25 protein-coding genes and 1 riboswitch are annotated in these 23132 nt (G+C 40.2%); of the genes, 8 read left to right on the top strand and 17 right to left on the bottom strand.

The window, feature by feature from the left end; genetic code table 11:
• Positions 1 to 40: 40 nt before the first annotated feature.
• Positions 41 to 943, bottom strand: a complete 903-nt coding sequence (locus ACED20_RS17940) for a 1-aminocyclopropane-1-carboxylate deaminase/D-cysteine desulfhydrase (protein WP_294237321.1) — start codon at positions 941 to 943, stop codon at positions 41 to 43.
• Positions 944 to 1016: 73 nt separating this feature from the next.
• On the opposite strand from ACED20_RS17940, the gene ACED20_RS17935 reads away from it, so the two are divergent.
• Positions 1017 to 1628, top strand: coding sequence for a hypothetical protein (locus ACED20_RS17935; protein ID WP_294237318.1), 612 nt, complete (start codon positions 1017 to 1019; stop codon positions 1626 to 1628).
• A 335-nt stretch (positions 1629 to 1963) separates the two neighbouring features.
• Here ACED20_RS17935 and ACED20_RS17930 read toward each other — a convergent pair whose 3' ends face one another.
• Positions 1964 to 2290: a hypothetical protein gene (locus ACED20_RS17930; RefSeq protein WP_294199036.1), complete on the bottom strand. Its 327-nt coding sequence runs from the start codon at positions 2288 to 2290 to the stop codon at positions 1964 to 1966.
• Between the two features lie 40 nt (positions 2291 to 2330).
• Between ACED20_RS17930 and ACED20_RS17925 the strand changes: the two genes are divergently transcribed.
• The 3 genes from ACED20_RS17925 to ACED20_RS17915 all read left to right on the top strand — a co-directional run bounded on the left by ACED20_RS17925 (position 2331) and on the right by ACED20_RS17915 (position 4801).
• Complete coding sequence (locus ACED20_RS17925) at positions 2331 to 2513, top strand: DUF5522 domain-containing protein (RefSeq protein ID WP_029294953.1); 183 nt, start codon at positions 2331 to 2333, stop codon at positions 2511 to 2513.
• A gap of 1 nt (position 2514) precedes the next feature.
• Positions 2515 to 3045: a DUF4136 domain-containing protein gene (locus tag ACED20_RS17920; RefSeq protein WP_294199035.1), complete on the top strand. Its 531-nt coding sequence runs from the start codon at positions 2515 to 2517 to the stop codon at positions 3043 to 3045.
• A 217-nt stretch (positions 3046 to 3262) separates the two neighbouring features.
• A complete protein-coding gene (locus tag ACED20_RS17915) occupies positions 3263 to 4801 on the top strand; it encodes an endonuclease (RefSeq protein WP_345766261.1) in 1539 nt (512 codons plus the stop codon).
• A 135-nt stretch (positions 4802 to 4936) separates the two neighbouring features.
• Here ACED20_RS17915 and ACED20_RS17910 read toward each other — a convergent pair whose 3' ends face one another.
• From ACED20_RS17910 to namA, 4 genes are all read right to left on the bottom strand, one after another.
• Complete coding sequence (locus ACED20_RS17910; protein ID WP_294199033.1) at positions 4937 to 5185, bottom strand: hypothetical protein; 249 nt, start codon at positions 5183 to 5185, stop codon at positions 4937 to 4939.
• An 88-nt stretch (positions 5186 to 5273) separates the two neighbouring features.
• Positions 5274 to 5600, bottom strand: coding sequence for a CCC motif membrane protein (locus ACED20_RS17905; RefSeq protein WP_294199032.1), 327 nt, complete (start codon positions 5598 to 5600; stop codon positions 5274 to 5276).
• Positions 5601 to 5623: 23 nt separating this feature from the next.
• Positions 5624 to 5914 carry a DUF2752 domain-containing protein gene (locus tag ACED20_RS17900; RefSeq protein ID WP_378106117.1) on the bottom strand — a complete coding sequence of 97 codons (291 nt, stop codon included), beginning with the start codon at positions 5912 to 5914 and terminating at the stop codon, positions 5624 to 5626.
• Between the two features lie 37 nt (positions 5915 to 5951).
• Positions 5952 to 7004 (bottom strand): NADPH dehydrogenase NamA, encoded by a 1053-nt coding sequence (gene namA, locus ACED20_RS17895; protein ID WP_378106115.1) that lies wholly within the window; start codon positions 7002 to 7004, stop codon positions 5952 to 5954.
• A 103-nt stretch (positions 7005 to 7107) separates the two neighbouring features.
• On the opposite strand from namA, the gene cdd reads away from it, so the two are divergent.
• The 3 genes from cdd (at position 7108) to ACED20_RS17880 (ending at position 11182) form a co-directional block, all read left to right on the top strand.
• Positions 7108 to 7590 (top strand): cytidine deaminase, encoded by a 483-nt coding sequence (gene cdd / locus ACED20_RS17890; RefSeq protein WP_294199029.1) that lies wholly within the window; start codon positions 7108 to 7110, stop codon positions 7588 to 7590.
• Positions 7591 to 8057: 467 nt separating this feature from the next.
• A riboswitch (cobalamin riboswitch) is annotated at positions 8058 to 8234 on the top strand.
• Between the two features lie 31 nt (positions 8235 to 8265).
• The gene (locus ACED20_RS17885; protein WP_378106112.1) at positions 8266 to 10095 is read left to right on the top strand and encodes a TonB-dependent receptor plug domain-containing protein; all 1830 of its coding nucleotides are present in this window, start codon (positions 8266 to 8268) and stop codon (positions 10093 to 10095) included.
• 10 nt (positions 10096 to 10105) lie between these two features.
• Positions 10106 to 11182: a hypothetical protein gene (locus ACED20_RS17880; RefSeq protein ID WP_294199396.1), complete on the top strand. Its 1077-nt coding sequence runs from the start codon at positions 10106 to 10108 to the stop codon at positions 11180 to 11182.
• A gap of 555 nt (positions 11183 to 11737) precedes the next feature.
• Here ACED20_RS17880 and ACED20_RS17875 read toward each other — a convergent pair.
• The 11 genes from ACED20_RS17875 to ACED20_RS17825 all read right to left on the bottom strand — a co-directional run bounded on the left by ACED20_RS17875 (position 11738) and on the right by ACED20_RS17825 (position 22438).
• Complete coding sequence (locus tag ACED20_RS17875; RefSeq protein ID WP_378106110.1) at positions 11738 to 13159, bottom strand: CCA tRNA nucleotidyltransferase; 1422 nt, start codon at positions 13157 to 13159, stop codon at positions 11738 to 11740.
• Between the two features lie 24 nt (positions 13160 to 13183).
• On the bottom strand, positions 13184 to 13528 hold the full coding sequence (locus tag ACED20_RS17870; RefSeq protein WP_294232704.1) for a nuclear transport factor 2 family protein: 345 nt from the start codon (positions 13526 to 13528) through the stop codon (positions 13184 to 13186).
• A 100-nt stretch (positions 13529 to 13628) separates the two neighbouring features.
• Positions 13629 to 14177 carry an L-threonylcarbamoyladenylate synthase gene (locus ACED20_RS17865; RefSeq protein ID WP_294237293.1) on the bottom strand — a complete coding sequence of 183 codons (549 nt, stop codon included), beginning with the start codon at positions 14175 to 14177 and terminating at the stop codon, positions 13629 to 13631.
• A 219-nt stretch (positions 14178 to 14396) separates the two neighbouring features.
• A complete protein-coding gene (gene tnpA, locus ACED20_RS17860) occupies positions 14397 to 14822 on the bottom strand; it encodes an IS200/IS605 family transposase (RefSeq protein WP_378106107.1) in 426 nt (141 codons plus the stop codon).
• 526 nt (positions 14823 to 15348) lie between these two features.
• Positions 15349 to 15783, bottom strand: a complete 435-nt coding sequence (locus tag ACED20_RS17855) for a DinB family protein (RefSeq protein ID WP_378106105.1) — start codon at positions 15781 to 15783, stop codon at positions 15349 to 15351.
• Positions 15784 to 15928: 145 nt separating this feature from the next.
• Positions 15929 to 16369 (bottom strand): GNAT family N-acetyltransferase, encoded by a 441-nt coding sequence (locus tag ACED20_RS17850; RefSeq protein ID WP_294265051.1) that lies wholly within the window; start codon positions 16367 to 16369, stop codon positions 15929 to 15931.
• A gap of 80 nt (positions 16370 to 16449) precedes the next feature.
• Complete coding sequence (locus tag ACED20_RS17845; protein WP_294201698.1) at positions 16450 to 17589, bottom strand: cystathionine gamma-synthase; 1140 nt, start codon at positions 17587 to 17589, stop codon at positions 16450 to 16452.
• Between the two features lie 83 nt (positions 17590 to 17672).
• Entirely contained in the window at positions 17673 to 17999 is a 327-nt protein-coding gene (gldC, locus tag ACED20_RS17840) for a gliding motility protein GldC (RefSeq protein WP_089853771.1), read from the bottom strand.
• A 33-nt stretch (positions 18000 to 18032) separates the two neighbouring features.
• The gene (locus tag ACED20_RS17835; RefSeq protein ID WP_378106102.1) at positions 18033 to 20234 is read right to left on the bottom strand and encodes a thioredoxin-like domain-containing protein; all 2202 of its coding nucleotides are present in this window, start codon (positions 20232 to 20234) and stop codon (positions 18033 to 18035) included.
• A 5-nt stretch (positions 20235 to 20239) separates the two neighbouring features.
• Entirely contained in the window at positions 20240 to 21142 is a 903-nt protein-coding gene (locus ACED20_RS17830; protein WP_294265057.1) for an ABC transporter ATP-binding protein, read from the bottom strand.
• A gap of 312 nt (positions 21143 to 21454) precedes the next feature.
• Positions 21455 to 22438 (bottom strand): gliding motility protein GldB, encoded by a 984-nt coding sequence (locus ACED20_RS17825; protein ID WP_295212739.1) that lies wholly within the window; start codon positions 22436 to 22438, stop codon positions 21455 to 21457.
• Between the two features lie 51 nt (positions 22439 to 22489).
• On the opposite strand from ACED20_RS17825, the gene ACED20_RS17820 reads away from it, so the two are divergent.
• Positions 22490 to 23128 (top strand): leucine-rich repeat domain-containing protein, encoded by a 639-nt coding sequence (locus ACED20_RS17820; protein WP_294324758.1) that lies wholly within the window; start codon positions 22490 to 22492, stop codon positions 23126 to 23128.
• Positions 23129 to 23132 lie beyond the last annotated feature (4 nt).

Here is a 23132-nt window from a genome sequence, read left to right as displayed (position 1 = left end):
AAGATGGAACACCGAGTGTTTCATGTTTTCCAATTTTACTTTATACGATTAATGTTCTGTTCTGTTTTTCCAACATCCGGTTTGCTCCCTCTATTCCCTGCAGGCCGCCGGTATGAAAGCATAAAACCCTGCTGTCTTCAGGAAAAAAACCATCTTCAATCAATTCAAAAACTTTCTGCATCATTTTTCCTGTATAAACCGGCTCCAGAGGAATACTGTATTTCTCTTTAAAATCATTGATAAAACGGATATTTTCATCCTTTATTTTACCATAACCCCCGAAGCTTGAATCTATAAGACTGAAATTCTTCTTTGAGGTTAATTCCCGGATCCTCTGTTCCAGCGAATCGTCGTTCACCACTTTAAATCCGATAACGTTCTGATTGTCTCCGCAGTATTCCGAAATCCCGGCAACGGTTCCTCCGGTTCCGACTGCAGTGCAAAGATAATCAAAATCTTTTGTTTCATCATTCAACATCATTTTTACGCCCGCTACGGCGTCTTCATTGGTTCCTCCTTCGGGAACGGTCAGGGCCTCCGGGAATTCCTTCTGCAAAAATCCGGTTAATTTTTCTTTGTGGCGGTATTCTTCACGGGTAACGAACTGCAAGTTCATGCCGTTTCTTTTGGCAAAAAGCAACGTAGGATTGTCGCGCCATTTATCTTTCAGCTCTTCTCCACGAATGATCCCCAACGTAGGAATCCCGGCAAGATTTCCCACTGCGGAAACGGCAGCAATATGATTGGAAAAAGCGCCTCCGAAAGTAATGATATAAGGTTTTTCCGGGGGTTTATCCAGATAACGGTTAATATTAAAGAACAGCTTCCAGTATTTATTCCCCGAAATCTGAGGATGAATAAGGTCTTCTCTTTTCATAAAGAGTTTTACTTTGTTCTCCAAAGGAATTTCAACAATGGGAATATGGATATCCGGAATTTTCATCTGGTGCAAATTTCCGAATTTATTTTAAATGATAATTTTTAAATTCGTTAAACTAAACTTAAAAAATATTTCCATGAAAAAAACTGTTGTTTCTCTTCTTATTGCTGCCTTTGTGATTGCCTTTTGCGGTGGAATTGCCTTTATTACCTTCAGGAATTACTTTCCTTCCAAATCAGTGTTCGATACACCCAATATGCTGAACGACAAGATGGTCAACATGCTGAACACCGAGATCGAAAAAGAAATATACCGTCACACACAGAGCGTTATGTATCCCGGTTACATTCCGGAAGCCGGGCAGAATACGATCAGGTATTTAAAAACGATAAAGTCCATTGAAAGCTATGCAAGATACGGGGTCAACTCTACCCAGCCAAGGAATTATATCGAATTGAAAATTACCTTTAACGACGGAAGCCAGGCCAGCGAAATTTATACGGGCCGCCCCTGCAGTGCGTATATCGAAACCTGCCTCCTGATCAAAGCGGAAATGAAAGACGGCAAAGCGGTGAAAGTATATACCAACGGCCAGGAAAGAAAAGGTTCTCCGGACCGGATAATACCGGACCTGAGCTTACTCATTGATAAAGCCATTGCGTACGACATCGATAGAAATAGAAACCATTATTTCGAGCCTGAAAAGACTCAGAAAGATTTTGACAGGGAATGGGATAATCAGAAATAATATTTTAACAAGATGCCCGAAGTTATGTTTAAAACAAAAATTTCATTAGCAACGCAACTTTGTTATTAGCTTTTGCGCTTTGTTGGTCATCACCGTAGGAATTTAAACATAGTATTAGAATGCAGTGCGGGAAGATTCGCATTTGGATTCTTTTAGAGTGACAAAGATATCGGGAAAATATGGATATAGAAATTCAATACTCTGTTTATCATCATCGCAGGGAATTATTAGATATAAGTGAAGAAAAATTCTGCAAATATAATAAAACACCAAACTCTACAATATTTAACCGCCAAAAACTTTAAACTTTAAACTTTAAACATTAAACCCTGAACTTAGAGGTATTTCGTGAAACTCCAGAACTTCCTGTTATCAAGATAGCCCAAATCCCGTTCATTCGCATAAGCTTCTCTCTCAAAAGAAATTCTCAGGTATGCCTGATCAGCATTCTTCAGCCTGATCAGCCAATAATAATACTCAATCACGTAAAAGATATAAAAGAAAACAATCAGCATTTCGATCTGCTGCCTCAGGTGGATTTTTTCGTGGTTGATCAATATGTTATTTTTCTTATCTTCGGGGTTCCTAATGAAGATAAAAGGAAAAAGAGCAATGCCGTTAATTTTTAATTTTTTTAAAGGCTTTTGGCATATAATTATCATAATAACAAATATAAAGTTTTTTGACTTAGAGATTTAACCTATGGCACTTTTTGACATCAAAGAAGGTGAAGACTTTTACTACAATGAACAGGGTTATAAGGTTTTTACAGAGAAATTTCACCTTAAGCGGGGACATTGCTGTAAAAGTGGCTGTAGACATTGTCCTTACGGATACGATAAAAAAACCGATACATTTATTAAAAACGATAAAAAAAATAAATAAAATGAAGCGCTACATTTTTATTTTGCTAGCTTCGGCTACTCTGGGTTTAACATCCTGCAGTCCTTTCAATGTACGTTCCGATTATGCAAGTACGGCTAATTTCAACACGTACAGAACCTACAAGCTGAGAATTGACGATCTGAAACTGAATGACATTGATAAAGACCGTGTTCTGAACGAACTGTCGAGGCAGCTTCAGGCAAAAGGTCTTCAGCCGGGTGAAAATCCTGATCTGATCATCAATGTAAAAGCCAATCATAAAAAAGTAACCGACATTACCTCCACCTCGCCTTACGGAGCCTGGGGATGGGGAGGTCCTTTCGGATGGGGAATCGGGATGAACAGAACCTGGACCAGCAATTACAATGAAGGGGCCATTATTGTAGACATGGTGGATGCAAAATCCAACAAACTGGTATGGCAGGGAATCGGAAGCGGAATTTCCGTAGACCGTCCGAAAGCCAAACAGAAACAAATCCCTGAAATTATGATGGAAATTATGAAAAACTACCCGCCGCAACCGGGAAAATAAGGCTTCAGTTAATCAAATATACAGAAAGCCGATGCAGTATTGCATCGGCTTTTTTTGCTTTTATAATGAACAGCATGGTTATTATAAAAATTAAATGGTTATCTTTCAAAAGTTTATACATTTAAAAATTAAAATTCAGCCATTTCTTTTTAAAATTAACAATTTCGCAATTTTTTATTGATAGATTTATAGTAATCTTACCTACTTAAATATTCATATGAAAAATTCATTATTTATTATTATCCTGGCTTCCGGGCTGACAAACGCCCAAGCTCCTTCGGGATATTACAGTTCGGCCAACGGTCTTTCCGGAGCTTCTCTGAAAACCGCATTAAGCACCATCATTACAAACGGCCATCAGGACAGAGGGTACAACGGTCTATGGACCGGCTATAAGACAACCGACATCGATAAAAATTATGAAAATGACGGTTCGATCCTGGATATTTATTCTGAAAAACCATCCGGAGCAGACCCGTACAAATTCACTCCCGTAACCAACCAGTGCGGAACGTATTCTACGGAAGGAAACTGCTACAACAGAGAACATCTTGTCCCGCAGAGCTTATTCAGTGAAGCGGCTCCGATGGTTTCAGATATTCATTTCATCAGGGCTACCGACGGAAAAGTAAACGGGATGCGTTCCAATTATCCTTTCGGAAAAGTAGGAACTGCGAGCTTTACCTCCAAAAACGGCTCCAAGCTTGGAAACTCCGTATCTTCAGGATATTCAGGGACGGTATTCGAGCCGATTGACGAATTTAAAGGAGATGTGGCCCGGATGATCTTTTATTTCGTAACAAGATATCAGAGCAAGCTTTCAACGTTTTCTTCGGGAAATATGCTGGGAAGCTCGGCTTTTCCGGGACTGCAGACCTGGGAGCTGAACGTATTGCTGGCATGGCATAATCAGGATCCTGTTTCACAGGCGGAAATCAACCGTAATAATGCCTCTTATTCTTTCCAGGGCAACAGAAACCCGTTTATCGATAACCCGAACTATGTCAGCCAGATCTGGGGACCAAGCTCCACATCGGGCAGCAGCACAACAACTCCGCCAAGTTCTACAGCCTGTGCGAATGAAACGTTTGAAACAATTCCAACGGAAAGCTCAGCTTCTTATCTCACCAGAACCTGGACGAATAACGGAATTTCATGGACGGCTACCGATGCACGAACCGACCAGACTATCTCTTCAAAAGCGATTACCGTAAGAGACGGATCTTTAACTTCCGGCAGTTCCGCAAACGGAATCGGATCTCTGACGGTTACCACCCAGCTGAAGTTTTCGGGATCAAACGGTACCTTCAATGTAAAAGTGAACGGAAATACGGTAGGAACAGTTCCTTATAATACCAATGCCACTACAACCACCATTAACAACATCAACATTTCCGGCAATGTAGCCATAACCCTGGAAAACAATTCCGCCAGCAACCGGGTGGCGATTGATAACCTGAGCTGGACCTGTTATTCGGGAACGTCAAGACAGGCGCAGAACATTAGCTCAACAACTGATGCCGATCAGAAATCATTACGGATTTCCAATAATCCGGTTTCAGGCAATGAAATTTTTGTAAATGGGGAAACACAATCGGTTCAGAAAGCGGAAATCTATAACCTTCAGGGGAAAGTATTACAGACCATTAGCCAACCCTTTAAGAACAGCAGGAATTCCATCAGGATTAAAAACCTCCCTTCTGGAATCTACCTTTTGAAGCTTGACACTTCTGTAATAAAATTTATAGTAAAGTAAATTCAATATCCAATATAAAAAGTCCGTCTCATAATTGAAAACGGACTTTTTTATGATTTTTATTAACCTTCCTGTCAAAGAATTATTTTCACACAGGTAATTCTCAATTAAAATCATTAAATTGTGAAACTAGCTCTAATTTATTTGGACAAGTTCCCAATGATTATTTACCTGCTCTTTTGCTGGTTTCATTATACCCTCTTTTCTCAACTGAGTACCGGCCCATCTCATATCGTACTGCCATGTATAAAGTAAATCTCCTGAATCAGCCAGTTTTTGGTTATATTTTGACCAAATAAATTTACATATCTCTACTATATTTGCTTTTCCTTTATAGTATTCCAATGCTTCTACTACTAGCCTCTTTAAATCATTTTTATTCATAATCTTTATTTGTTAATATAATGATTTTATATTATTAATGATTTTTTTATTTAACATAACAAAGACCGCTTTTCAGCGGTCTTAATTTTTATCTTGTTCTTCCCATGGTGGTAATCTGATTGATTTGCTGCATATATCCGTCCCAGCCTACCGTAGCCAGCATGAAAACGAAATACAGTATCTGAAGACCTCCCAATACAAGACCGATGATACATAAAATACGTCCGGTATTTAAATTCCCGTAATCCGAATAGGCCTCCGGGGTTTTATCATACAGCATTTTATCGTTTTTGTATTTGCTAAGACCGATCAATCCGCAGATGATTCCGATCAGCCCCGTACAGCAGCAGGTTCCTACTACTGAAATAATTCCTAAAATAAGCACCGTTTGTGCATTTGGCAGTTTTTGTTCCATAGTTTAATTTTTATGTGTTGTTGTTAATGGTTTATAAAATGATGTTTGTAAAAGTAGGAGACGACCATAATAATCGCATTCAGAGCTGCTAAAATAACCAGTACGTTTCCATAATTCCTTTTTTTATCTACAAAATTGAGAACAACAGTTGTAAAAAAAAGCAATAAAGTATACACTGCCGGAAACATGTGAAATGCTTCTGTAAACCTACCTTCAAAAACCATGACAATAGCCCTTTGCGTACCGCAGCCGAAGCATTCTACCCCGAATATTTTTTTTATCGGGCATGGGAGCATAAAGTCTTCTATTTTCATCGGAAAGATTTTTGTTTCTCAAATATATAATAAATAATTAAGTAGAAATTTTAGCTCTTAAATATTGATGTGGGAAAAAGCAGTCTTCATCCATTTCGAACGATCCCTGGACTGCTTTATACGGATTCCTTAAAATTTCCCGGGCAATAAAAATAAGATCGGCTTCTCCTTTCTGAAGGATTTCTTCCGCCTGTTCTGTAGTGGTAATCAGTCCAACCGCTCCGGTTTCAGCTTCCGCTTCGTTACGTACTTTTGAAGCAAAAGGAACCTGGTAGCCTGCACGCACTTCAATTTTAGCACCGTGGATATTTCCGCCGCTGGAAACGTCTACCAGATCTACTTTATGCTGCTTCAGGATTTTGGATAATGTAACACTGTCGTCTACATTCCAGCCGTTTTCCGCATATTCCGTTCCGGAAATCCTGACGAACAGGGCAATGTTCTCATCCAGCTCTTCATTCACAGCGTCCACAACCTCCAGCAGGAACCTGATCCTGTTTTCAAAATTTCCGCCGTATTCATCTGTCCGGATATTGGAAAGCGGTGATAAAAACTGGTGAATCAGATAGCCGTGCGCCGCATGAATTTCAATGACATCGAATCCGGCCGCTGCCGCCCTTCTTGCCGCCAGCTTAAAATGCTGTACCTGCTCTTTTACCTCTTCCAGCGTTAAAGCATGCGGAATTCTCTCTTTCGGATGGTACGGAATAGAACTCGGGGCCACGGTTTCCCAGCCTTCTTCTACCGGAATCTGAACATTGTTCCAGGTAGAACCTTTTCTTCCGGAATGGGCCAGCTGGATTCCTATTTTACTTTCCGAATGGCTGTGAACAAATTCTACGATTTTCTGAAGCTTCTCTGCCTGTTCATCCGTCCAGATTCCCATACAGTGGTTGGTAATTCTTCCGCGGGGTTCTACTCCGGTAGCCTCCAGAATAATTAAACCCGTTCCGCCCTGCGCACGGCTGCCGTAATGTACAAAATGGAAGTCATTGGCCAGCCCGTTTTCACAGGAATACATACACATGGGCGACATCACCCAACGGTTTTTCAACTCAACATTTCTGAATTTAATTGGAGTATATAACATTTTAATTTGGTTTTAAAAAATTGAAAGTTGCAAAGAACAGGCCTATATTGCCCAGCTCATGAAAAAGAAGTACTTTTATCCCCCTTTTTTTAATCCACAATATATGAAAAAAGAAACTCAGATCAGTTACGAGTATTTTAAGAATAGCACCGAGCTGAACGATATTGAAAAAAAATTATTCGGAAAAGCCAAAGAAGCGCGCGAAAATGCGTATGCTCCCTACTCCAATTTCCTGGTAGGTTGTTCCGTCCTGCTGGAAAACGGGGAAATCTATTCGGGAAACAACCAGGAAAATGCGGCTTATCCGTCCGGCCTTTGTGCGGAAAGAACGGCTTTGTTCTGGATCGCCGCCAATTTTCCGGATGTGAAAATCAAAAAGATCTTCGTGGTTGGCGGACCGAAAGAATTCCATGAGAAAAATCCGCCGATCCCTCCTTGCGGTGCCTGCCGGCAAAGCCTGATGGAGTATGAAACCAAACAACATGAAAATATCGATCTTTATTTTTCGAGCATGAATGAGGAAGTGGTGAAAGTACATGCGATCAAGGATCTGCTGCCGTTTTATTTTGATGCTACTTTCCTGTAAGGTCTTATCCATTTTTCTACTTCAACCAGCTATACTTTCCAGACCACCCCGTCTCAATTTTCTTTGAAAATTGATCCGCCCCTCCAGCTCGGAGGGGAGTGTTTGCGCATATTTTTCTTGTTATTTTTTTTATCCTGATAAAACTGATGTTCCGATAGTAGCTGAAGGTCGTCAAGATATTCTTTTATGGTTTTTAGCCCCGATAGAAGCGGCATCCTTTTGGGTTGCGGATGGAGCAGAGCAGAGGTTGTGACCCAAAAGATACAGCGGATAGCGGGAAACAGCTCCTGATATTTTAAAAGGTTTTAAGTTTGAGGGTTTAAGAACGAGTGAGGAAATAGACGGGAATTTGGAGAAGGCTTACTTATGGCAGGTTTTTTATTTATAATTGCTTATAGTTTTTATAGTGGCCATACCACAGTTCGGGGTTATTCGGTTTCGGAATTTGCTTTTCCGGTGAATAAGTTTATCTTTGCAAAAATTTTGGTTTCCAATCATTTGGAATGAAAAGGGAATCGGGCGAAAATCCCGAACTGTCCCCGCAACTGTAGATCGCGCAAAAGATTTCTACGACAAACCACTGTGCAAACGGGAAGGTGTAGAAAGCGAAAGTCAGGAGACCTGCCAGAATCTAATTTTTTAAATAATTGTCTTCGGAGGAAAGGCAAAAAAAGAATGGATATAAAAAGATCTCTAGTACTGCTGTTTTCGTCTTACGGTTGTTTTCTTTTCGGGCAGGAGAAAACCATCGATACGGTGTATGTTTTCGATAACCAGATGAGCAAAGTGAAGCTTTTCCATAAAGTGAACAGCATCAGTCCGGAAGACGCAAAAAAAAACTCAGCGAATCTTTCCGAGATATTACGTTTTCAATCGCCGGTCTACATCAAAGAAAACGGACGGGGCGCAGTTTCTTCGCCTTCCTTCCGGGGAACCGGGGCAGGCCACACCGCTTTTGTCTGGAATGGTATTAACATCAATTCTCAGTTTCTGGGACAAGGAGATGTGAATAATATTCCGTCGATGGGATTCGACCAGCTTGATGTAAAAGCAGGAAGTGTGGGCGTTATTTATGGAAGCGGAGCCATCGGGGGAACAGTACATCTCAACAACAGCCTTGATTTTAATAAAGGTTTTCATGCTTCCCTTTTTTCCGAAGCCGCCTCTTTTGGCACTTATAATAACTTTGCAAAAGCTTCTTTTTCAAACAAGAAATTCAGCTTTAAATTTTCGGGGAATTACTCGGTGAGCGAAAATGATTATGAGGTGAAGGAATCCCGAAATTATATCAACCTAAACGGGGAATATTCCAATACGAACTTCAATTTTGCAGCAGCCTATAAAATTGCTCCACATCACCAGGTTTCATGGATTTCCGAATTTTTCAACGGAGACCAGCATTTTCCTGTATTTTTCGACAGCCAGACCAAAACCAAATATGAAACCCAGAATGTAAGAAGCCTTCTGGTCTGGGACTGGAATGCTCCTAAGCTGAATAATGTTTTCAGGGCTGCCTATACGGAAGAAAACTTCCAGTATTTCGACAACATCAGCAACCCCAAAAGCAGTGGCGGAACAGGTAAAAATTATATCCTGAAGAACGATTTTAATTATTTTCTGAGTCCGAAATGGAATCTCAACATCATTGGAGAATTCCAGGTAAACAAAGGAGAAGGTTATATGAGCGGCATTAAAGAGGTCAGCCGGAAGGTAGGTTCGTTAGCCGGATTGCTGCGGTATTTCGCAACAGAAGATTTACGTTTTGAAGCGGGAATCAAAAAGGATTTCGTTGAGGATTATAGTTCACCGGTCCTGCTCTCGTTTTCGGGAAACTGGAATCTTACAAAATGGTATAACCTTAACCTGAATACCGCTAAAAATTTCAGATACCCATCTTTTAACGACCTGTATTGGCAGCCCGGCGGAAATATGAACCTGAAACCTGAAACAGCTTATCAGTTTGACCTTAAAAACCAGTTTACCATCGCCGGGGTAAAGCTTATGCTGACACCTTACTACATCAGGATCACCGATATGATCACCTGGATCCCTACCAGTATGGGGAATTATTCGCCGGTAAATACATATAAAGTGCAGTCCTACGGCCTGGAATCTCAAATTGAATATGAAAGAAAATTCGGGAAACATAGCCTGAGGTCGAATCTCGGATATTCTTACACGAAATCCACCAATGTGGAGACGGGTAAACAGATGATGTATGTTCCGCTCCATAAGTTTTTCGGAAATATCGATTACCGCTATTCTTTCCTGAAAATATATGTCCAGGGGATGTACAACGGACTTACCTATGCCGACAGTGAAGAAAAAAGAAGTACGGCCATCGAACCGTATTTTGTAATGAATGCAGGAATCTCGGGAACCTTCCTGAAGAATTATACAATCGGTGGCAAGGTGAACAATATTTTTAATGAAATCTATCAGACTACTGCTTTCTATCCGCTGCCCAAAAGGAATTACAGCGTCTATTTGAATATTAATTTTTAAATAAAAATAAATGAAAATCAGAAAAATTTTATCTCTTGCATTTGCTTCAGCGCTGTTGTTCAACATTGCCTGTAGCGATGATGAAATTGTAATGGAAACACAAAAGCAGGATTATGCCAACGGTATTATCATTGCCAATGAAGGAGGGTTCACCACACCAACTTCTGATGTTTCGTATGTAAGCAACGATCTCACGGTTATGCAAAACGGAATTTATGCCCAAAACAATAACAAGGAAATTTTAGGAAATGTCCTGCAAACCATCGGCTTCAGAGGAGACAATGCTTACCTTGTGATGAACGTACCCAACAAGATCGAGATTGTAAACAGGCTTAGTTTTAAAAAGCAGGCTACCGTTACTGCCAACCTTGATAATCCTAGATACATCGCGTTTTCAGGAAGCCAGTATTACGTAACGAACAATAACTTCGGATCGGTAAAGAAAATTAATGTTTACAATACCAGTGATAATACTTTTGTAAAAAGCATCAATTTCGACCGTTATTCGGAAAAAGTTGTGGAAGCCGGAGGAAATATCGTGGTACAAACCGATGGTATTTACTATGATTCTACACCACCGTATGCAAGCCATCCGACAGGAAACACCATCACGATCATCAATCCTTCCAGCAACTCGGTTTCTGCTACGGTAAGCTTACCGAACAACGGAGCGATCATCAGGGATCTTGTTTCATACAACGGATCCGCGTACGTACTTACTTCTAATGATACCGCTTCTTATATTTATAAGATCAATACCGCGACCGGAGCTTACCAGACAACTACGCTGGCTGCAATTCCCCAGGTTCAGAAGCTGAAAATCGATTCGGATAAATTTTATTTCGTAGACTACAGCAAGGTGTACTCGATGAGCATTACCGCAACAACGCCACCTACAACGGCGCTTGTTTCATTAACGGGAGTAACGAATCTTTACGGATTCAATGTAATCGACGGAAAACTGTATATCGCCGATGCGAAGAATTTCACTTCAGACAGTAAAGTATCGGTTTACAATGCCAACAACGGATCATTGTTAACCTCTTTCAATACAGGAATCGCCACCAACGGTTTCTATAAAAATTAATATTCGACAACTGCTCGAATACGAAAAATTATTTTTTTTCATCATTTGTGTTTTTTCCGGCCGGTTCCTTTGAAACCGGCCGGATTTAGTTTTCAATACAAGCTGGAAGTGGGAAGCCGGATGCTGGAAGTTTCTGTGAATCTTCCGATACCAGTTTCAAATATCAAATGATTTTGTTACTCTTCTTGAAAGATAAACTTTATTCAAATCCTGATTCATCCAAATGACTTTTTTGTTTTTATCTGATTGAAATAAGCAAATATTTAAAAATTATTTTACTTTACACTATATCTTAGCCAATATAATTCCAGCAAACCGATCAGTCACCAGACAGGAAACCTGATGAAAGTATATAATAGGTAAAGCTACCAACAAATAACTGATCTTCAACTACTTTCTGAACTTCAAAATGAATGGAAATAAAAGGAACGGTCATTGCGAAAAATAAAAATGCAACCAGATAAAATATCCAATTGCATTTCTTTATGATTCTATATTTCCAGACTGAAAAGTCGAAAATTAAAATGATCGTTATAAGGATAACCTGAAAAACATTTAAACTAAAGTTAATCCAAGTTTCTCTGCTTCAGCAATGACGAATTTCCTGGCTTCCCCACTGTCGTTGCCAATTTCGCCCTCAAGGATCGCCTCCTTTACTTTTTCCTTTAAAATCCCGATTTCACGACCGGGCTTCAGGTTAAACATCGCCATGATTTCTTCCCCGGAGATCGGAGGTTGGAAGTTTCTTACCTGATCCTTTTCTTCGACCTCTTTTATTTTAACAGCTACATATTCAAAATTTTTCTTGAACTTTTCCTGCTTTCTGGAGTTTTTTGTTGTAATGTCTGCTTTGCAAAGGGTAAACAAATCTTCCATGTCTTCGCCGGCATCAAAAAGCAGCCTTCTTAATGCAGAATCCGAAGCATCATCGGTAATCAGGGCAATCGGACGGGAGGAAAGCTTTACCATTTTCTGTACATACTTCATGTCCGGACCCAAAGGCAGTTTTAACCGCTGAAACAGGGTTTTCACCATTTTGGAACCTAAAAACTCATGTCCGTGAAAAGTCCAGCCCGTTCCTTCCACGAATTTTTTAGTCGGCGCTTTTCCAATATCATGAAGTAGTGCAGACCATCGCAGCCAAAGGTTATCCGTGTTTTCAGAAATATTATCGACAACTTCTAAAGTATGGTAAAAATTATCTTTGTGGGTCTGGCCCTCCACCTCTTCTACCCCTTTTAGGTCGATTAGTTCAGGTATAATAAGCTTCATCAGGCCGGTCTGCTCCATAAGTTTAAGACCGATCGAGGGTTTTTCCGAAAGCATGATCTTGTTGAATTCCACCATGATCCGTTCGCGGGAAACGATTTTTATTCTTTCCGCTTCCTGTTGAATCGCTTTCAGTGATTCTTCTTCGATCTGAAACTGTAAGGTCGATGCAAAACGGATGGCTCTCATCATACGCAGCGGATCATCGGAATAGGTCTGCGCGGGTTCCAGCGGCGTTCTTAAAATTCCTTTTTCCAGGTCTTCCACGCCATTAAACGGGTCGATCAGTTCCCCAAAATTGCCTTTATTGAGAGAAATCGCCATCGCGTTCACGGTAAAATCCCTTCTCTTCTGGTCATCCTCAATGGTTCCGCCTTCCACTTCCGGCTTTCGGCTGTCTTCCGTATAGCTCTCTTTTCTCGCGCCTACAAATTCCAGCTCCAGGTCTTTGTACCGAATCATAGCCGTGCCGTAGGTTTTGAAAACCGAAACTTTCATTTTAGGATCAATTTCCTTTCCTACGTTTTGCGCCAGTTCAATACCGTTTTGTTCAGTCACAAAATCAATATCCGTAGATGCTTTTCGCTTCATTAGTAAATCACGGACGTAGCCGCCCACGATATATACAGACTGGTTATTCCCGGCGGCGACTTCAGAAATGATCTTGAAAAGCTTTAAATTTTTATTTTGATTAAGATTAATTTTCATTTTAAAATAGCATCAATTCTCACATTAATCATAGTGAGCAAACATTTTATTAATTTTTCCTTCTTCATTAAAAAACATCACTTCAACGGCGTGTTTCTCCATGATTGACTGGTAAAACAATGCCACGGAACCGACGCCCGCAGCAGAATGAATCAGTTTAAAATGCAGGTCCGGAAATTTATCCAGTGCTTTTTGCCAGTAGTCACGAACCGCATCCTTACCGGTTAATGTGCTTTCTTTACCCCCCGTTGCCAGAGTAATCATCGGAGTTGTAATCATGAGATCATCCGAGTAATGTGAAAGGATATTTTCCAGATCATGAGAATTCCAGGCAGAAATCCAGGCTGCAGCAAATTTTTGATGGTCCATCGCATTTATTTAACCGTTGAATTTGCAAAGATAGAATTAAAAAAAGAAATCCTGCCGTCATGAAAAGCAAGACTCTGAAAAGGCCGGGTGGAATAAAAAATTATTCCCTCAAAATTTTTATCCTGTTGTCATTCCATATTTTAATAACCGACGAACCGGAATACCGGGAAACTTTTTCGCGGTCTTCTTCTACGGCATAATCCACCAGGCTAATCATTTCAGGAGAAATATCCGAAAATTTAAGCGGGCTTTTTTCACCACTGAAATTGGCCGAAGTAGAAACCAATGGCCGGTTGAGTTTTGTGATCAGCTTTTTGCAGAAATCATTCTTCACCAGACGGATGCCGATGCTTCCGTCTTCTGCCAGCAGTTCTTTCGGCAGACCCCGCGGATTTTCGTAAACGATCGTCACCGGCTTTTCGCTCAGGTCAATGATTTCCCAGGCCATCTCCGGAACATCCACCAGGTCCTGCAGTCTTTTTTCGGATTCCACCAGGATAATCATGGACTTGTTTTTCTCCCGTTTCTTGATCTCAAAAATTTTGTTGACCGCCTCTATATTCGTCGCGTCGCACCCGATTCCCCAAATCGTATCGGTAGGATACAGGATGGTACCGCCGGATTTTAATATGTTGATAATGTTGTCCATAACTCACTGAAGGCGGGCTTTAGCCCGCTTTTCAAAGATAAAAATTCTATACACTTCAGCCAAATGAATTGTTTTAAAAACAGGTAGAGGTATGGAGATTTTTCTTCAGATTTTATCATAAATAAATATTGAAATCTTATGGCATTATGGGATAATATCAATAGGAACGGGCTTTAGCCCGTTTAAAAAAAGAAAAATTCCATCGGCTTCAGCCGAAACTTACTCGAAGTTGTACTTCTCCTTAAACTTCAGATATTCTTCCGCAAAAGTTTGTTTTGTATGATGGACTTCCTGATTTCTAATGTAATTCCGTACCGGCTCCAGCATGGATTCTGAAATGGAAACTGCAAAATATTCATCCTGCCAAACAAATTTCTCCCGGGTCAACTGGTTTTTATTAATCCAGAAAGAAGATTCCCCCTTGATCAACTGGACAATTTTCTCTATATTCTGGTTTGAACCCAACGAAATTAAGCAATGGCAATGATCAGAAAACCCATTAACCATATCTACATAAATTCCTTTTGCTGCAGCATTTTCTTTGATGTGCTTCCAGACTTTGACTCTTAACGTAGAAGTGTGTAAATAGGGAGTTCTGTTTTTTGTGGAAAATACAGTGTGAATGTAAACTTTAATAAAGGGCATTTGTGTTTGTTTTGCCAAAAATATAAATTATTTTTAAATTTTGGCTAAAGCCGTATGAATGGCGTTACAGGGAAAACGGGCTAAAGCCCGTTCCTACTGATATTTATATTATTTTTAATTCTCAGATATATTGAAGAAAATGCAGCAAATAAAATCGCTACCAGCCACAGAAAATACCCTGAACTTAACTCAACAATCGGAGCGATTCTTCCGCTTTTGGTCATTGTCAGATTTTCAAAACCCAGGAATGACAATGCTAATATGGAAGAAATGAATAAAAGGAAAAAAGCAATATTTTTTTTCATCCTAAACAATAAGAGTAAACCTGAAAAATATAACGGATTAGCCAGCCAGATATATCCTTCGTAAAATCCGCCTCCTCCGAAATGCAGCCACCCAAACAGAAAGGCAAAAAAAGACGGATACTTAATTGTTCCGAAGTATTGATAAGTAACACAATTCTGCGTCAGTGACAGTAAAAATATAAAAACACTGATCACAATTGCATGATATGTCTTATCAAATCTCATAACTTCGGTAAATACCTCTCCTCAATAACATTCAGATGATGCAGATTATGACCGACAATCAGCTTGCCGATGGTTTCTGCGGAAATCTGATTTCCGTTGGCTTTCCCGATATTGCCCAAAGCTGAAGGATTCATGGTTTCCAGTAAAATCAGGGAGGATTTCCTGATTAACTTATATTCTTCGATTAAAGAGTTTAGACTTCTATCACTGGCAAAGGACTGGTTGGAATAAAGGTCTTCATCAAAACCAGGAAGTTCATTTTGGTCTCCTCTTGCAATGGCCAGGATTCTGTATTGGAAAACCCTTTCGGTATCGGATAGATGCAGAAGCAGTTCTTTCAGGGTCCATTTCCCTTCGGCATACGAAAAACGGGATTGCTCTTCCGAAAGCTTTGAATAAATTGCTGCCGTTTTCTCGCCGGATTTTTCCATTTCTTTCAGCCAGTTTTCAGATGGAATCAAATCTAAATAACGCTGGATATATTTTTGAAAATCAGTTATAATTAAAAGTTTAACAATGTATCAGTCTGGCAATGTAACAATTATTGGTAAACTGTTACATTATTAAATTGTTACATTAATTATTAGTCCATTCATAAAAATTCACTTCATCATATATTTCAAATCCGCAGGATGGATATAATTTGTTTCCAATATCGTTGGATTTTCCGGTTTCCAGAAGAATTCCGCAGGCATCGGTTAATTTTGCCATGTCTTTTGCTTTCTCAATTAATTCTTTTGAAAAGCCTTTTCCACGGTCACTTTTTTGGACAAACAAATCGTTCAGCAGCCAGTAGCGCTTCATTCTTGTCGATGAAAACAAAGGATAAAGCTGTACGAATCCCACGAGTTTCCCTTCACTTTCTGCAACAAAAATTTCGGAATCTCTGTTTTCTATCCGTTCGGTTAAAAATTGTCCAGCAGCGGGAAGGTCTGAATCTTTATGGTAAAAAATTCTGTACTGATCGAACAGTTCAGACAGCTGCCCGATGTCCTGAAGCGTTGCTTTTCTTATCATGGTAAGGGTGAATCTTTGGTAAAACTTTGTCAAAGTTAAAAGGAGTGAAATATAACTTTGACAAAGTGATGCAAGTTATTTTATGAAAATGCTCTTTCCAGATCGGCGATCAGGTCTTCCGCATCTTCGATGCCTACGCTTAAACGTACCAGATCATCGGTAATACCCAGTTCCGCACGTTTTTCGGCAGGAATGGAAGCATGGGTCATCAGGGCCGGGTGATTGGCCAGCGATTCTACGCCGCCTAAAGATTCAGCCAGCGTAAAAACCTTTACTTTCTCTAAAAACTTAATGGCATCCTCTTTTTTACCGGACTTAAAGGTAAAAGAAACCATTCCGCCGAAATCTTTCATCTGGGCTTTTGCCAGTTCGTATTGCGGGTGAGATTCCAGTCCTGGGTAAATTACTTTGTCCACAGCAGGATGAGATTCCAGATATTCGGCTACGGCCATTCCGTTTTCCGAGTGTCGCTGAACACGTAATGCCAGGGTTTTAATTCCTCTCAACACCAGATAAGAATCGTGAGGTCCTAAAATTCCACCGCTCGCAAACTGGATGAAATGAAGTTTCTCTCCCAATTCGGCATCTTTGGCCACCAACGCTCCGGCGATTACATCAGAATGGCCTCCCAAATATTTTGTCGCGGAGTGCATCACAATATCCGCTCCCAGATCAATAGGTCTTTGAAGGTAAGGAGTAGCAAACGTATTGTCCACAGCGACCAGAATATCTTTTCCTTTGGCCACTTCCACGACCGCTTTAATGTCTACCAGTTTCATCAGCGGATTGGTAGGGGTTTCTACCCAGATCAGCTTGGTCTTATCGGTAATTACATCCGCAATTTTTGAAACATCATCAAAATTTACGAAAGTAAATTTCAGCTGGTATTTTTCAAAAAGACGGGTAAACATACGGTACGTTCCGCCATACAGATCATCTACCGCTACAACCTCATCGCCGGGATTTAAGAGTTTTAAAACACAGTCGATCGCTGCAAGACCGGATCCGAAAGCCAGTCCTCTCGCTCCGTTTTCAATGCTGGCCAAGGAATCTTCAAGCGCCTGTCTCGTAGGGTTAGCCGCTCTGGAATATTCATATCCGGAATGTACGCCCGGGCTTTTCTGTGCAAAGGTTGACGTTAAAAATACAGGAACATTTACCGAACCTGTTGCAGACTCATGGTGCTGCCCACCGTGTATTACTTTTGTATTGAAATTCATTGCTATATAATTTACCTATGTATCAATATAACAGTCTAGCAATCACTGGTATATCGATACATTTTTAGATTGTTACATTAATTTTACATTTTTATCGCAGATTTTACGGCAAATTCTTCCGCGATCTCCTCCATCCACTGGGCCACATCTTCTTCGCCTGTTGCTCTCTGATAAGTATTTCCTAAAGAAACCAGGATCTGGTGGATGAACATCTTCATCTGGTCCACCGGCATTTCTTTGGTCCACAGATCGATTCTCAAAGCTTCCATCGCTTTATCGTCCCAAACGGAAATCATCGTTGCCTTGGTCGCTTCCTTTTCAATACCGCCGTCCTGTGCGTTCCAGGTAATGTTTTCCGGGATATGGTTTTCGTCCAGTTCTACATCTATCGTAATCTGAGTTTTTCTCATAACTTTCTCTTTGTTTCTAAATTTGATGCAAAGTTAATACTTCTTCAGCTTATCCAAAATTTCTACAAAGTTATCTTCGTCCGGAAACGGTGTATTCAGGTTAAATATTTTCCCTTCAGGATCAATGATAATAAATCTCGGAATCGACTGGATTTTATACATACTCAGTACTTTTTCTGCATTTTCAAGCCAGAATTGAGGAATATCGGACGGTTTTGTCTTCAGATAATTTTTCCATTTCGACTGGTTTTCATCGACGCTTACCGAAATAAATTGAATGTTACTATAATATCTATACTGATTATTTCTAGCCTCAAAAACCGGCCGGATCTGTTTACACGGTGCACACCAGGTAGCCCAAAGATCGATCACCACATATTTTCCACGAAACTTGGAGAGATTCACTGTTTTTCCATTGTCATTTAAGAAAGCCAGATCCGGAAATACGGCGCCTTTTTGGGACCTATTGATCTGCTCCAGCTTAGAATACAGTGTTTTTCGGTAATCAATGTTTTTTACGTTGTTAATTTCACCCGCAAATAATTTGTTCCTTGTCAGGCTATCGGTTTGAAGCTCCATGGTTTTAGCCAAATGTTTCGACAAAAGTCGGTCTTTCTCCAATCCTTGCGGCAACCTGTTGATTTTTACAAAAAGGATACTGTCCGCATTGACCGACTGATCTTTATCCGTTAATAAATGATCCAGCTTAAACTGAAGGTAATTTTCGTTTTTGCTTAAAAGCAACGATGGCTTGCTGATATTGGCATTGAGATCATCCACAAAAGCTTTCGGAGGGGCAAACTTAGGATCTTTCCATGAGGTCATTTTCCGGTAATTGCTGATTTCATTTAAATAATTAATGGCCATCAACTGCCTTCTGTATGTTTTATATTCCTCCGAAAGGGCATTGTTGGAAGGATCGGCAAACCCATTGAGAATTCTTTTCTTCTTGTTCCAGTCGTCCTGAGCGGCTTCATAAAACTTGTCGGGTTCGTTGTTGTAAGGCTGATCGTCCAGCACGTACGTGAAATCCCTTCCGAAAGAATCCTGTTTTTCGCGGTAGACCTGATCAGCTTTTCGGTTCGATTTGATGTACGTCACCATTTCGGTATTATTAAATTTTAAATTCAGATCAAACCAGTCGCCGCTTCCCATCACCAGGACCAGTTTTTTGTTTCCGATTTCGATCAGGTATTCATCCAGCGGAAGTTTTTCTTTGGTCGACCAGGTGAAGGTATTGTTTACCACCGGTACCGCTCCGATTTTTTTATGGAAATCTGAAGTAAAGATTTTAACGGAATCAATTTTAAGATCGGTATCTAATGTTCCTTTCATGGAAACGCCTGCCGCAATGCTTTGATAAGCCCTCGGATGCTGGATAAAATAAAGCAAACCTGCTCCGGCTGCAAACAATGCGGCTGAAACAACCATCTGTTTTTTAGTTTTACCAAAAGCATTTCTAAAGCCTTTTCTGCTGTACCATATATAACCGATGATCAGGAAAATCACCATCCAGAAAACGCTCATGTACTCGGAATGGGAAATAAAAGTATTCAGGTTTCTGATTTCCGGCGCATTCCAGAAGGTACATAAAGAACCATAGGGATTAAAAAAGAAAGACTGTTTCTGAATGAGCGAGGCAATATTCGACGCGATGCCCAGCGAACCGATCAGGAAAGACCAGATAAACCCCTGGAAAGCCACGGAAATACAGAGCTGGAGGGCCGCAATTCCTAAAATGGTAATGCACATTCTGATATAGGTCTTAAGGGCCCAGAGCACATGGAAGTCCATGATCTTCACAGCATTCGGATGAATATAATAATCTGCCGTGGCCATAATGATGCTGAAGATGAAATAAGAAGAGATACAGATCACGCTCAATATGACCACGATAATGTATTTGGAAAAATAAAGCTGGAAACGGCTTACAGGCTGCGTTTCCATCAGTTGCCAGCCGTTGTTCTTATGATCGGTCTGGGCGATCCTGTTGGCCAGAATAATAATCAGCAGGGGCAGGATAAAAAATACGAAATATCTCAACTGTTCCCCACCGATCGCATCTTCAAAGACAGAATATTTCAATATACCTTCGGAAACCGTTTCCCGTATAAAAAATGAAGGAACGTAGATCAGCAAAGGAAGCAAAGCGCCCAAAACAACGGCCATATAAATAATTCCCAATCCTTTTATTTTCAGCCATTCCGTACCCGCTGTTGTTAATAATTTTTTCATTTGTTTTAGTTTTTAGTGATTTCCATAAACCATTCTTCAAGGCCTGCGCTGTTCTTAATTTCGAAGATCTCCGCATCTTTCAGCACCAGCTTTTTAATGAGAGCCGTAATATCTTCCCTGGATTCGGCGGTAATCTCAATACCCGCTTCGTCCAGCAATCTTGGGGAATAATTTTCGGGGATTTCGTGAATGAAAGTTTCGGCATGATTCAGTCCGATCCGGATACGATTGTAGCGGTACATTTCATTAAGGTCTTTAATACTGCCGGCAAACCGGATTTCACCATGAGAAATGATGGCAAGATGCGTAATCATTTTTTCAATTTCCTGAAGAAGATGGCTGGAGATAAAAATGGTAACGCCTTCCTCTTTATTCAGCTTGATGAGCAGTTCGCGGATTTCCAGCATTCCGTTAGGATCGAGTCCGTTTACCGGTTCGTCCAGGATCAGGAGATCGGGTTTTCCGAGCAAAGTGATGGCGATTGCCAAGCGCTGCTTCATCCCCAGTGAATACCTTTTCATCTTCATATTCCGGCTTTCCCACAGGCCGACCAGATACAACACCCGCTCACATTCTGAAGTCGGAAGGTTTCTCAGCCTGGAAATAACCAGCAGGTTGTCCCAGCCCGAAAGGTGGTCATAAAAAGCTGCCGTATCAATAAGGCTTCCGATTTTATTAAAACCGTCGGGATAGAGCATATCCACCTTTTCGTTAAAGATGCGGATGGCGTGCTGCTCATCGGGAATACTTCCGATCAACATTTTCATCGTCGTAGATTTTCCGGCACCATTAGCCCCCAGAAACCCGAAAATACTTCCTTTGGGAACCGAAAGACTGATGTCTTTTAAAACAGGTTTGTTCTTGGAAAATTCAAAACTGAGGTTCTGAATCTGTATTACATTTTCCATAGGTTATTATTTATATGCCACAAATATATAGATTAAATAGTAATATGCAATACAAAGTAGTAAAATTAACATAAGAAAAAAAAACCCTCAGGCAGTGCTGAAGGTTGAGGTATTTGAATTTAAATCGTTTAGTCTAATCCTGTTCTAAATTTTTATTTCATGATTTTTATGGACTTGTACTTAATGTGCTTCATTCAAATAAACGAAGTCTATTCTTAACATTAATATGTTCAGCTTATTAAGCGATAAAAAATAAGAAATTAACCCTCAATTCTTACTATTACAAAATATATTTAGAATTAAAAAAGGCTCTTATTGTACTTTCGGTTTATACCCTGACTGGTTGAAAATTACCGTGGCATCCATTTTCAGGAAATCCTGGAGTTTGGTATCCGGTTTTTCTTTCAAATATACTTTGCAGATCTGCCAGCCTGTGAAAATACCGATCTGCGGTGAAGATTCGTTATCGATCTCCGTATAAAACTTGGAGAATGGTCCAGGCGCAATGAAACGGTCTTCAAGACGATGGTCATCACCAAAGATCAGGTTGTTCTCTACAAAATAATTCCAGATGTTCGCTTCATTAGCTACCGCCCATTCATATTGCTTCTGTGTGTAGTTCATTTTAAGATATTCCGGATATGTCGGCAAAAAGGCGTCTTTTAGGATCATGATCTTACCGTTAAGAATCATCATATCTATAAATTTCTGATGATCGGGAGACTCTTTTACAAAACCTTCGGCGAAGAGCTGCGCTACTTTCGGTACGATGTTATTCGGATTCATGGATTTCTGGAAGTACATTTCCAGCCCTTTGTAATTGGGATTTCCGTCTCCCATAAAACCGGTAACGTCTATGAATAAAAGATTTTCCTGGGCGTTATAGAAAATCGGGTCCTGCACCATCTGTAAAGCAGATGAAAACAAAAATACCTTCGGGCTTTTGAACGAAGGAAAATAATATTTGATGTGTGAAAAAAGATCCTGAAGATCCGTCTGCAGCTTTTTCTGGTCTATTTTGGCAACGGCTTCCTTATAGAGTTTAATTTCTCCGGCATCCGTCCTTCTTTTGGCAAAGTCGGCATCGCTCACGGTTCCCTGGAACCACGGGAATTTAGCTTTAAACTGATCCGAAGAAACAGCCGGGTTGTAGAGTTCTCTGGAAATATCCGTAATCTCCACCTTTTCCGCAGGCGTTGCAATTTCTACGTTCCAAGGGTTCTGAGATTCTTTTTTACAGGAATTCAGGGCTAAAACTAATCCCAGAGAAAGGGCGGTAATTCTGAAAATCTTCATATTTTTACACGAAATTAAAGTGTACAAAAATAGTGATTTAAACACAACCTGATGATGAAAAACAAAATAATTACAGCACTGTGTATTATTTCTGCCGTTATCCCGATCAACGCTCAGCAGCTTATTTTTAAGGATAAAAATTTTGAAAAGACTGTGCTTGAAAATTACGACCTCAACAGAGACGGGAAAATAAGCATTTCTGAAGCCGAAAGAGTGGAAAATTTATTTCTGATGAACAAAGGCATTACTTCTGTAGAAGACGTCTCTTATTTTAAAAACGCCCGGATGATTATTCTGGATCAGAACAATATTCCCCGGATATCACTGAAAAATATGGACAAAGTTCAGTTGATTTCCTGTGCCGGCAGCAAAGTTGCGGTTTTTACCGCAGAAAACCTGAAAAGCCTCACCTCACTGTATCTGGATGGTAACCAAATTGAAAATATTTCCCTGAAATCAACCCCGAAAATTAACCAATTAACCGTATCTTTAAATAAAATTAAGACGATTGATGTGAGTGCCCTTAAACATCTCAAAAAATTAAATCTGGAACATAATCTGATTCAACAGCTTGATATTTCTTCAAACATCAATCTTGAGTCTCTCAATATCATGAAAAACCCTATCAGGGAAAAAGATCTTAAGAAAGGGCCGGCAAATGTCACCATCTTCGGATTTGATCAACCTTAAGCAT

Source organism: Chryseobacterium sp. sg2396 (genome assembly GCF_042610505.1).
Lineage (GTDB): Bacteria > Bacteroidota > Bacteroidia > Flavobacteriales > Weeksellaceae > Chryseobacterium.
Note: the sequence above shows the minus strand (reverse complement) of the source record. Positions and strands in the feature narration are given on the sequence as shown.